Source organism: Hansschlegelia zhihuaiae (assembly GCF_004103825.1).
Classification (GTDB): Bacteria; Pseudomonadota; Alphaproteobacteria; order Rhizobiales; family Methylopilaceae; genus Methylopila; species Methylopila zhihuaiae.
The window spans coordinates 96,354-108,201 of record NZ_RYFI01000010.1 but is presented as its reverse complement, the minus strand read 5'-3'; the positions used below and the strand labels follow the sequence as shown (position 1 = coordinate 108,201).

Genomic DNA, 11,848 nt, shown 5'->3' with positions numbered 1-11,848 from the left:
GAGGGGGGGGAGCCGCTCGTCCCAGCGCGGCCGCGCGCCGTGATGGCTCGCGAGCTGGACGGACGGATTCCAGCCGCCCGACACCGCGATCAGGTCGCAGGGCACGTCGAAGGCGGAGCCCGCCGCAGTCGCGATCTCGCAGCTCTTCACCTCGCGCGCGCCTTCGGCGCGCAGCACGGCGCCGCCGAACACCAGCGTGGCGCCGGCCTCCCTGGCGGCGGCGTGCAGCGCCGTCGCCTCGCCGCGCGCGTCCACCACCGCGGCGACCTCGCAGCCCGCGGCGACGAGGTCGCGCACGGTGCGGGCGGCGTCGTCATTGTTGGCGTAGACGACCGCGCGCTCGCCCGGCGCCGCGGCGAAGCGGTTGAGATAGGTCCGGACGGCGCCCGCGAGCATCACGCCCGGCCGGTCGTTGTTCCCGAACGGGATCGGCCGCTCGATCGCGCCGGCGGCCAGCACCGCGCGCTTCGCGACGATCCGCCAGTAGCGCTGCCGCGGCTGGTGAGGCGCAGGAACCGCGAGATGATCCGCGACCTTCTCGATCGCCCCGTAGGTCCCGCCGTCATAGACGCCGAACACGGCGGTCCGGCGCAGGATCGTGACCTCGGGGAGCGCGGCGAGCTCGGCCTCGGCCTTGGCGGCCCAGGCGGCCGCGGGCTCGCCGTCGACGGCGACGCGCTCCGACAGCAGCCGGCCGCCGAGCGCGAAGTCCTCCTCGGCCAGGATGACGCGCGCGCCCGTCCGGCCCGCCGAGAGCGCGGCCGCAAGTCCCGCGGGTCCGGAGCCGATCACCAGCACGTCGCAATGCGCCGTCGCCTTCTCGTACTCGTCCGGATCGGCCGCCTCGGCGGCCCGGCCGAGGCCCGCCGCGCGGCGGATCATGGGCTCGTAGAGCTTCTCCCAGAAGGCGGCCGGCCACATGAAGGTCTTGTAGTAGAAGCCCGCCGTGAACATCGGGGCGGCGAGCTGGTTGACGGCCATCAGGTCGAGCGCGAGCGACGGCCAGCGGTTCTGGCTCTTGGCCGCCAGCCCCTCGAACAGCTCGACCGACGTCGCCTTGGAGTTCGGCTCGCGGCGCGCGGTCGTCCGGAGCTCGACCAGCGCGTTCGGCTCCTCGGGACCTGCCGTCAGCAGGCCGCGCGGGCGGTGATATTTGAACGAGCGCCCGACGAGCTTCACGCCGTTCGCGACCAGCGCCGAGGCCAGCGTGTCGCCCGGATGGCCCCAGAGGCTCTTGCCGTCGAACGTGAAGGCGATGTCGCGGGAGCGGTCGACGACGCCGCCCGAGGCGAGGCGGTGCTGGGCCATTACGACTCTCCCCCGGCCCGGGCGAGCGCGACGTCCCGCGCTGCCTCGACAGCCTCGATGGCGTGGGTCCGGGTGTCGCGCGTCACCACCAGCCAGGACTGGCAGCCGAGCGCGTGCTGCCAGAGCTCGCGGTGGCGGCCGGCCGGGTTCCGGCGCTCGTGGACATAGGCCGCGAAGCCGTCCAGGTCGGCCGGGTCGGTCGGGCGCGTGACGGTGGCGTCGCCGAGATAGGAGAACTCGTCGACCCCGCGCGGGCCGCAATGGGGACAGGCGATGCGCATCTGTTCAGCGCCTCAATGGAGGTTCGGTTGGGCGCCGACGCCCTTTTCGTCGATGGTGCGGCCGGTCGCGAAACGAGGGAGCCGGTAGGCGGCTCCGACCGGATGCGGCTCGCCGCGCGCGATCAGATGCGCGAAGCAGTCGCCGGAGGCCGGCGTCGCCTTGAAGCCGCCATAGCACCAGCCGGCGTTGAGAAAGAGGCCGTCGACCGGCGTCCTGTCGATGATCGGCGAGCCGTCCATCGACATGTCCATGATCCCGCCCCAGGAGCGCAGCATCCGCACCCGGCCGATCGACGGCATCAGCGCCATGCCGCCCTCGGCGACGTCCTCGACGGTCGGCAGGTTCCCGCGCTGGGCATAGGAGTTGTAGCCGTCGATGTCGCCGCCGAAGACCAGACCGCCCTTATCGGACTGCGAGATGTAGAAGTGCCCGGCCCCGAAGGTGCAGACCGTGTCGATGAAGGGTTTTATGCCCTCGCTGACGAAGGCCTGCAGCGCATGGCTCTCGATCGGGAGCCTGAGCCCCGCCATCTGCGCCACCCGCGAGGAGTTGCCCGCGCAGGCGAGGCCGACCTTGGCCGCGCCGATGAAGCCGCGCGAGGTCTCGACGCCCGAGATGCGGCCGTTCTCGATGCGGAAGCCCGTGACCTCGCAGTTCTGGATGATATCGACGCCACGCCGGTCGGCCGCGCGGGCGTAGCCCCAGGCGACCGCGTCGTGGCGGACCGTGCCGCCGCGCCGCTGGCGCAGCGCCCCCTTGATCGGGAAGCGGGCGTTGTCGAAGTCGAGCATCGGAAGGATGCGCTTCAGCGCCGCGACGTCGAGCAGTTCGGCGTCGACGCCGTGCATCCGCATGGAGTTGCCGCGCCGCACATAGGCGTCGCGCTGGCCGTCGGAGTGGAACAGGTTCACCACGCCGCGCTGGCTGACCATGGCGTTGTAGTTGAGATCCTGCTCGAGCCCCTCCCAGAGCTTCATGGAGTGCTCGTAGAACGGGACGTTGCCCGGCAGCAGGTAGTTGGACCGCACGATGGTGGTGTTGCGGCCGACATTGCCGCCGCCGATCCAGCCCTTCTCCAGCACCGCGACATTGGTGACGCCGTAGCGGCTGGCGAGATAATGCGCGGTCGCGAGCCCGTGGCCGCCGCCCCCGACGATGACGACGTCGTAGGACGGCTTCGGATCGGGGCTGCGCCAGGCGGGCCGCCAGCCCTTGTGGCCGTTGAGCGTCTCGCGGAGCAGGGAGAAGATCGAATAGCGGTCGGAGGTCATCGGCGCGCCCGTCTCGGATGACCGGACGATGACTGGCGCAAGGGGCGCGCTCAATATAAAAAGAATTTATAGTATGACGCGCGAATGTCCCGGCCTTGAGCCGGGACCCATTCTGCTCGACGACCACGGCCAAGGCGCTGCGGCGACCGCACACTCAGCTTCGGCGGTCGCGCTCAATGGGTCCCGGCTCAGGGCCGGGACATGGATGTCGAGGTTGTCTCGATCCTGATGCCCGCCCGCCCCGACGACCTCCCCTTCGACCTCCGTTCGCTCGAGATCTTCCTCGCCGTGTGCGAGGCGGGCGGAATGGCGGCCGCCGCGCGGCGGGTCGGGCTGACCCAGCCCGCCGTCTCCACAGCGGTCGCCGAGCTCGAGGCCCGGTTGGGCGCCGGCTTGTTCGACCGGACGGTCCGCCCGCTCGCGCTGACGCCAGCAGGCGCGCTGCTGCGGCAGCGGGCGAGCGCGCTGATCTCGGAGGCCCGGCAGATCGCGCCGGGCCTGCGCGAGGTGGCGCGCGGCCGCCTGCCGCTGGTGCGCCTCGGGCTCGTCGACTCGCTGTCGCGCGCGCTCGCTGCGCCACTCGCCGGGCATCTCGCCGCCCGCGCCGACCAGGTCTCGATCCTGTCGGGCCTGACCTCGGCCCATGCGGGCGCGCTGGTCACCCGCAACCTCGACCTGATGATCGGCGTCGACGACCTCGGCGACGTCGCGGGGCTCGAGCGCTGGCCGATCGCGACCGAGACCTATCTGCTCGCGCTGCCGCGCGGGACCCACGTCGGAACGGTCGCGGATCTGGCGGCGCTGGCGCGCGAACTGACCTTCGTGCGCTTCAGCGCCCGCTCCTCGACCGGCGTCGAGATCGAACGGCATCTCAGGCGCCTCGGCCTCGAACTGCCGCGCGGGCTCGAATTCGACACGCCCTACGGGGTCGCGGCGACGGTCGCGGCCGGCGGCCATTTCGCCGTCACCACGCCGCTCTGCGTGCTGGAGGCGGCCTGCGACGTCGCCGGCGTGAGCTTCGCGCCGACGCCCGGCCCGAGGCTGACGCGGCGCCTCACGCTGGTCGCGCTCGCCCGCGTGCTGGGCAGGCTTCCCCAGGACGTCGCCGAATTCGCGCGGGCCCGGCTCGCGGCCGAGGCTCTTCCCGCGATCGAGGCCGCGTCGCCCGCGCTCGCCGGCGCGATCGAGATCGGCTGAAAGGGAAAGGCCGGCTCCTAGCGGAGCCGGCCCCTCGGATCGCGCTCGGATGGGACGGGCGCGTCAGTACTTTGTGACGAGCGGCGCGACCGGCGGCGGCGGATTGAAACGGAAGTTCAGGCCGGCATAGAACTGCCGGGGACGCGCCGGAGTGAGCGTGCGGGGATCCTCCAGCCCGAGGAAGCCGATGTCGTCGGTCTCGAAAAACCCTCCGAACGTCTCGTACTTCTTGTCGAAGATGTTCTTCACGCCGGCGAACACGCGGATCTGCTCGGTGAGCTGGTACGACGTGTTGCCGTTGAACAGCGCGTAGCCAGACAGCTTCTTGAACTGGTTGGACTCGTCGCCGGCGTAGACCTGCGAGCTCACGATCGTGGCGTCGCCGCCGACGGTCCATTGCGGGGTGACGCGGAAGGCGCCGCCGAACTTGAACTGATGGTCCGGGATGCCTGTCAGCCGGTCTCCCTTCTTCACGCGAATCTCGCCGTCCTTGAGGGCAGGCGCCGGAGCAGCGACGCGATCCTCCTCCTCTTCCTCCTCGCCGTAGCCTTCGGAGTTCGGGTTGTTGGGCGAGAACAGGTTGATGGACTTGCGGAAGGTGGCGTCGACATAGGCGTAGTTCGCATAGACCGACCAGCGCTCTGCCATCAGCTGGGCGCTGACCTCGACGCCCTGGCGGCGCGTCTTCCCGGCGTTGACGAAGAAGCCGCGGCCGGCGTTCAGGCTCGCCTGGCTGAGGATGTCGTCCTTGTTGTTGGCCTGATAGACGCTGGCGTTCCAGTTCAGCGCGAAGCCCTCGAACTCGTGGCGGCCGCGAAGGCCCGCCTCGCCGGTGCGGGTGACGACCTGCTTGAGAGGCGGGTCGGACACCAGCGTCGCCTCGAGCGGGCACGGGATGGCGGGGTTGGCGCAGCCGAGCTCGAGCGGCGTCGGGGCGCGGTTCGCTTCCGAATAGGACACGTAGCCGGTGATCGCGGGCGTGAACTTGTAGGTGAGGCCGGCCATCGGGTTGAACCGGTCGAACTTGCTGGTGCCGTCGAGGCCCGGCCCGAAGGGCTGACCGTTCTCGTTGAGCGGCGGGAACTTGCCCTTGTCGTTGATTTTGATGTTCGCGTAGTTCCAGCGCGCGCCGAGGGTCGCGGACAGGCGGTCCGTGAGGTCCAGCGTGTCGGATGCGTACAGGCCGAGATATTGGTTGGTGCCCGTGATGCTGACTGGCGCGATGCCGCCGGGGATGCGCGTCACGTAGTCCTGGCCGGTCCCGATGCACTGCAGGTTGCCCGGGATGATGCAGACTTCGCTCCAGCCGTCAAAGTCGGTCTTGCCGTAGTCGTAGGACACGCCGACGACGAAGTGGTTCTTGCGGCCGAAGAACTCGGACTCGTTGGTCGCCTGGATGGTGCCGCCGCCCTGCTGCGCGCGGATCTTCGAGCGCTCGATGGAGCCGGGCGTGCTTCCGGGGCCGAAATCGTCCTCGTCGTCCGGGAACCACTTGTTGCGGATGCGCTTGCCCGTCACTGGATCGCGCAGCCAGAGGCGCTTGTCGTTCTCGTCGACGGGAGACCCATCGGGGTTCTGGAACTCGCCGGCCTCGAGGCAGAGGAAGTTCGGGTTGTTCTCGCAGGGGCCGAGATCGGTGTCGTTGCCGTCGACGCCGTCGCGCTTGAAGTTGCGGTAATAGACGTTGGTCTGCAGCGACCAGGCGTCAGTCACCTCGAACTTACCCTCGAGGTTCACCATGCCCATCTGGTTGTCGATGATCTGGTCGCCCGTATAGACGTTGCGGCGGCGCTGCTCGAGCAGTTCGAACGGCGTCGGGCCGACCACGCCGAGCTTGGTGTCGGCATAGGTGAAGTTGAGGTGGATCTCGGCCTTGTCGGACTTGTAACCGACGTCGCCGAACACGCGCTTCAGGTTCGACTTCGAATAGTCGCGCCAGCCGCCGTCGCGCGCGCCCTCGATCGACAGATAGCCCGCCCAGGGGCCGACCTGCGTGCCCCACTGGCCCGAGCCTTCATAGCGGCCGAAGGAGCCGATCTGGCCTTCGAGCTCGAGGCCCTGGAACGTGAAGCCGCTCTTGGTTCGGAAGTTGAACGCGCCGCCGAGGGCGTTGAGGCCGAAGATCGGGTTGTTGGTCCAGACGTCCATGCGCTCGATCGCGACCTGAGGGATCAGGTCGTAATTGACTGTGTCGCCGAGCGCCTCGTTGAGGCGGACGCCGTTCTGGTAGACCGCGAGCCCCTGCGGGACGCCGACGGTCGGCGACGAGACGAAGCCGCGGAACGAGATCTCCTTGTTGAACGGGTTGCCGGTCACGTCGGTGACGTTGACGCTCGGCGTCGTGCGGGAGATCTGCTCCTGCACGGTCGGCGTGGCGCCGACCGCGCGGAAATCGTCGGACCGAAGCGTCCGGACGTTCGCCGGGACCTTGTCGAGCGAGAGGTCGTCGCCGCCGAGCGGCGTCGTGCCGATGACCCCGATCTCCTCGAGAGCGGTGACGCCCCCCTCCTGCGCCTGCGCCCCTACGGACACCAGCGCGAGCGCGCTCGCGGACGCGAGCAAAAGCTTCGCCTTGAAGCGAGTGGTCATCCCCGAATTTCCCCCGACGCAGCGACTCGTTGGCGGCCTGTTTCCCCGGACCGCCCGTCTTGTGTACGTGCGAGAGACGCCGCCTTCAATCCGCCACGTATGTGGCAACTTTAATTTGAACTCTCTAAGATGCTGATATGCAACATTATTATTATCCACTCAGACAACGCGGAGGTCTCACTCTGGGCCGACTGAGGGACTCAGGGCTCGGCGGAACATCGGCCCGAAGACGCATTGCCGACGCCGCCACGCTGTGGACTAGTCGCGCCTAGGCGCCGACCGTCCGGCGCAGACGGAGCATTGCGATCGTGGCCGTTCCTTCCGTCTTGCTCTGCAGCCTGGCGGCCGCAGCCGTCCTCGCCTGGCTGTCTCCCGATCTCGCGACGGCCGACCCGGTCGACGACGCCCGCCTCCTCGCGGCCGACGGCGACGCGGCCGACTGGCTGCTGCCGGGGCGCGATTACGGCGCTCGGCGGTTCTCGCCGCTCGACTCGATCGACACCTCGAACGTGAAGCGGCTGGTCCCGAAATGGATCTACCAGACCGGCTACGCCGCGACCTTCCAGACCTCGCCGCTGGTCGCGGATGGCGTGATGTATCTGACCGCTCCGTTCAGCCACGTCATGGCGATCGACGCCGCGACCGGCCGCGAGATCTGGCGCTACGAGCACAAGTCGACGGCCAAGAAGCTCTGCTGCGGGCCGGCGAACCGGGGCGCGGCGCTCGGCTACGGCAAGGTGTTCGTAGCGACCGTCGACGCCCGGCTCGTCGCGCTCGACCAGAAGACCGGGTCGCCCATCTGGGACAGGCCGCTGGCCACGGCTGGCGGCGACGAGCGCAGCGAGGACCGGGGCGCGCTCGGCCAGGGCGAGGGCGCGCTCAAGGGTGAGGTCTCGGGCGCGACCGGGGTCGGGGCGAACTCCGCGCCACTGGTGTTCGACGGCAAGGCGATCGTCGGCGTCACGGGCGTCGGCTACGGCCTCCATCTCGACAGCCCGCGGCCGGGCGCGCCGCTCGGCGCCGTGGTGGGGGTCGCGGGACGCTTCGGCCGGCCGGGCTTCATCGCGGCGTATGACGCCGCGTCCGGCCAGGAGGTCTGGCGCTTCGACGCGACGCGGCCGGACTGGGAGGGCGAGTTCGCCGAAAGGACCGCCTATGGCGTCCCGCTGCACCGCGACGTCGCGGCCGAGAAGGCGGCGGCGCCCGACCACAAGGACGCCTGGAAGACCGGCGGCGGCTCGATCTGGCACGCGCCCGCGCTCGACCCGGAACGCGGCTTGCTGTTCTTCGGGATCGGCAACCCCTCGCCGCAGGCCGCCGGCGAAAGCCGCCCCGGCGACAACCTCCACACCTCCTCGCTCGTGGCGCTCGACGCGCGCACCGGGCGGCTGGTCTGGGCCTATCAGCAGACGCCGCACGACCTCTGGGGCTACGACGTCGCGAGCCCGCCAAGCCTGTTCGACGTCGAGATCGACGGCAAGAAGATCGCGGCGGTCGGACAGGCGTCCAAGCTCGGCTGGTATTTCGTGCACGACCGGGAGACCGGCAAGCTGCTGTTCAAATCCGAGCCCTATTCGCCGCAGTCCAACATGTTCCGACCGCCGACCTCGGAGGGGATCGAGATCGCCCCGGGCGTCGCGGGCGGCGTCAACTGGTCGCCGGCCTCGATCGACCAGTCCGCGGGCGTCGCCTATCTCGCCGCCATGCATTGGCCAGCGACCTACCGCGCCCGCACGCTGCCCGCCGCCGACGGCAAGCCCGAGGTCCGCTATTTCTCGATCGAGCCCGCGACCTCCGGAATGTATGGGCTGCTCACCGCGATCGACCTCAAATCCGGCGGCACGCTCAAATGGCAGACCAGGACGCCCGAGCCGCTGATCGGCGGCGTGCTGGCGACGGCCGGCGGACTGGTGTTCTCCGGCGAGGGCGACGGCGACTTCTCGGCCTTCGACGCGAAGACCGGCGAGAAGCTCTGGGCGTTCAACGCAGGCGCCGGCGTCAACGCGCCGCCGATCGCCTATCGGATCGGCGACAAGGACTATGTGGCGGTCGCGGCCGGCGGCAGCCAGATCTGGGGATTCCGGCAAGGCGGCGCGGTGATCGCCTTCGGCCTGCCGGACTGACGGTCCGGGGCGCCGGGATCACATGGGACCGACTCGCGCAAGGCCGCGGTCGCATCGTCGGCGGTCGCGACGGCGAGACGCGTTGGCCGGCCCCCACGCCATCTCGCCCGACTCGGACGCGTGGCAAGGAAGACACGCCGGGAGAACTCTTGGCGCAGCGAAGTTCGAGATGTTTGTCGAATGACAATTTCTAATACTATACGAATATTCCGAAATATACTTTCCAGCTCTATTGTTTAGAATTATTATAACTCTTGTTTGGAAATGTTCTGATTATCTTCTGTTGGCGATCCCTTGCACGCCATCCTCGGTCCGACTTATGGGCGAACGAGTGGCTTGGAAGGGGATTTTGCCGTGGCGTTCCGTCTTGATCTCGCTTTGTGCGCGACCGTTTCGGCGGCGACGCTGATCTCGCTGCAGTCCGCCGCCGCCCAGCAGGCCGGCGCGACGCAGCTCGAGGAGCTCAGCGTCGAGGGCCAGGGCGCCGGCGGTCAGGCGGGCGGCGGCGCGGGGACCGGCGCCCCGGGCGTCGCCACCAATGACGGCTATGTGGCGAAGACCACGCGCACCGGGACGAAGACCGACACGCCGGTCATCGAAACGCCTGCGGCCATCAACACGGTGACGCAGCAGCAGCTGCAGGATCGCCAGCCGCAGAATCTTCAAGAGGCCCTCGCCTACACGCCGGGCGTCAAGGTGGGCGCCTTCGGCTTCGATCCGCGCTATGACAGCTTCTTCATCCGCGGCGTCGACGTGACCTATACGGGCGTGTTCCGCGACGGGCTTCGCCAGTTCAACAGCCCGAACGGCCTCTTCCGTCTCGAACCCTACGGTCTCGAGTCGATCTCGATTCTCAAGGGCCCGGCGTCGGCGATCTACGGGGCGAGCTCCTCGGCCGGCATCGTGGACCTGATCTCCAAGCGGCCGACCGACTACAAGTTCGGCGAGGTCGAGGCCCAGACCGGCTCGTTCAACCGCATGCAGGGCAATTTCGACATCGGCGGCCCGATCAATGACGAGGGCACGGTGCTGTGGCGCCTGACCGGCGTCGCGCGGAACTCGGGGACCGAGCTTGACGCCGTCAAGGACAACCGAGCCTTCATCGCCCCGGCCGTGACCTTCAAGCCCAACGACGACACGAAGTTCACGATCCTCGGCGAGTACATGGATTCGACGACCGGCGGGTCCGCGGCCTACCAGAACCGCTACGCTCCCGACGACGTTCTCCAATCGAATCCGCTCGGCGCGGACAAGACGCCGCTCGCCTATAAGGACTTCAACGATTTCCGTCAGAAGCAGTGGCGCGCAGGTTATGAGCTGGAGCACCGCTTCAACGAGTTCGTGACGCTGCACCAGAACGTCCGCTACTCCGGCCTCTCGACGCGCCAGGAGTATAACGGCAGCTACAACATGGACACCGGCCTGATCCGGGCGGACGTCGATGGTTTCGCGGCCGACACCTATCTCACCACCAAGGTGGAGACAGGGCCTGCTCGCCACACGATCCTGACCGGCGTCGACGCCAGCTATCTCGCCTATAAGGAACGTCAGGCGTTCGGCAGCTTCACCGATCCGCACGACATTTCGACGCCCGACTACGACGACCTGACGTCGTTCCCTCGGTACTACAATCAGAAGCAGACGCTCGTCGGCGTCTATGCGCAGGACGAGGTGGCGCTGGATCGCTGGCGACTGACGTTCGGCGGCCGCTACGACTGGTTCGACAGCGACCTGAAGACGAGAATCACCTCGCTAGAGGACCGGGACGGCGACGGGGACTTCACCGATTATGTGAAGACCCCGGACAGGCAGAAGCAGAACGACGGCAAGTTCACCGGCCGCGCGGCGCTGAGCTACGTCACGCCCTTCGGACTCACCCCGTTCGTTGGCTACGGCACCTCTTTCGTTCCCAATCCGGGCACTGTGATCGGCGGCTCCGTCACCAAGCCGACGGTCGGCGAGCAAGTCGAAGCCGGCGTGAAATACGCCCATCCCGGCACCAACTCGCTGATCACCGCTTCGGTGTTCTGGCTCAAGCAGAAGGACGGCGTCGTTTTCGCCGTCGTCGACGGACAGAACCAGCAGACCCAGCTGGACTTCCGCAACCGCGGCTTCGAGATCGACGCCACTGGCACCATGCAGAACGGCGTCACCCTGCAGGCGTCCTATTCCTACACCGACACCGAAATTTCGGAGCCCGTAAGCATCGGCGGCAAGGAACTGACCGGAATCCCGAAGCACGCTTTCCAGCTCTGGGGCGGCTACGAGGCCAAGAGCGGCGCCCTGAAGGGCCTCGGCCTCGGCGCCGGCGTGCGCTACGAGGGCTCGAGCTTCGGCGACAACACCAACCGGTCGCTCATCAAGAACGACCCGCGCGCCTTCGTCGACGCCAAGGTCAGCTATGAGCTCGACAACCTCAGCGCCGACCTCAAGGGCTTCAGGCTCCAGGTCAACGCCACCAACCTGCTCGACGACGTCAAACAGATGTGCACGTCGAACTACTGCTATTGGGACAAGGGCCGGCAGGTGATCGCGAGCGTCAGGTACCGCTGGTGAGGGAAGCAGGCGCGGACACGGCCGCGGCGCTTCCGGAACGGCGCCGCGACGCCGCGCCCCTGCCCTCCCCCGTCGCCGTCATCGCCGGCGTCGGGGGGCTCTACGTCGCCCAGTCCGTCATCGGCGGCGTGACGTTCCAGGGCCTGCCCGCGGTGCTCAGGCAGCACGGCGCCTCGCTCAACGACATCGCTTTCATCCTGCTGACCGTCCTGCCCTGGTCGTTCAAATTCCTCTGGGCGCCGGCGGTCGAGCGCTTCCGGCTGCCGGCTTCGGGCGGCAACCGCTCCCGGCTCGTGGTGGCGGTCATCGGTTCGGTCGCGGTCGCGGCGCTGGTCGCGGCGGCGTTGACCGGCCCGACCATGCTCGGCGCGGTCACCACGGCGCTCGTGATCGGCGCCTTCGCCTCCGCCACCGTCGACATCGCCTGCGACGGCTATGCGGTCGAAAGCCTTGCGGAAAGACATCGCGGCTGGGGCAACTCGGCCCAGGTCGGCGGCGCCTATCTGGGATCTGCGATCGGCG

8 protein-coding genes are annotated in these 11,848 nt (G+C 68.6%); 4 read left to right on the top strand and 4 right to left on the bottom strand.

Going from position 1 to position 11,848, the window contains the following annotated elements; genetic code table 11:
- From EK403_RS23125 to EK403_RS11730, 3 genes are all read right to left on the bottom strand, one after another.
- On the bottom strand, nucleotides 1-1,308 hold a 1,308-nt coding region (locus tag EK403_RS23125; RefSeq protein ID WP_245479657.1), incomplete at its 3' end, for a 2Fe-2S iron-sulfur cluster-binding protein.
- The gene (locus EK403_RS11735) at nucleotides 1,308-1,589 is read right to left on the bottom strand and encodes a sarcosine oxidase subunit delta (protein ID WP_128777679.1); all 282 of its coding nucleotides are present in this window, start codon (nucleotides 1,587-1,589) and stop codon (nucleotides 1,308-1,310) included. The genes EK403_RS11735 and EK403_RS23125, both read right to left, overlap by 1 nt.
- Nucleotides 1,590-1,601: 12 nt before the next feature.
- Nucleotides 1,602-2,861, bottom strand: coding sequence for a sarcosine oxidase subunit beta family protein (locus tag EK403_RS11730; RefSeq protein ID WP_128777678.1), 1,260 nt, complete (start codon nucleotides 2,859-2,861; stop codon nucleotides 1,602-1,604).
- Between the two features lie 201 nt (nucleotides 2,862-3,062).
- Here EK403_RS11730 and EK403_RS11725 point away from each other — a divergent pair, with 201 nt between their 5' ends.
- On the top strand, nucleotides 3,063-4,058 hold the full coding sequence (locus EK403_RS11725) for a LysR family transcriptional regulator (protein WP_245479656.1): 996 nt from the start codon (nucleotides 3,063-3,065) through the stop codon (nucleotides 4,056-4,058).
- 63 nt (nucleotides 4,059-4,121) lie between these two features.
- On the opposite strand, the gene EK403_RS11720 is transcribed toward EK403_RS11725, so the two are convergent.
- Complete coding sequence (locus tag EK403_RS11720; RefSeq protein WP_128777677.1) at nucleotides 4,122-6,647, bottom strand: TonB-dependent receptor; 2,526 nt, start codon at nucleotides 6,645-6,647, stop codon at nucleotides 4,122-4,124.
- A 308-nt stretch (nucleotides 6,648-6,955) separates the two neighbouring features.
- Between EK403_RS11720 and EK403_RS11715 the strand changes: the two genes are divergently transcribed.
- The 3 genes from EK403_RS11715 to EK403_RS11705 form a co-directional block, all read left to right on the top strand.
- Nucleotides 6,956-8,770, top strand: coding sequence for a pyrroloquinoline quinone-dependent dehydrogenase (locus EK403_RS11715; RefSeq protein WP_245479655.1), 1,815 nt, complete (start codon nucleotides 6,956-6,958; stop codon nucleotides 8,768-8,770).
- Nucleotides 8,771-9,124: 354 nt separating this feature from the next.
- On the top strand, nucleotides 9,125-11,326 hold the full coding sequence (locus EK403_RS11710) for a TonB-dependent siderophore receptor (protein ID WP_128777676.1): 2,202 nt from the start codon (nucleotides 9,125-9,127) through the stop codon (nucleotides 11,324-11,326).
- The coding region (locus EK403_RS11705) for an MFS transporter (RefSeq protein WP_487327325.1) at nucleotides 11,323-11,848 on the top strand (526 nt) is incomplete at its 3' end. The genes EK403_RS11710 and EK403_RS11705, both read left to right, overlap by 4 nt.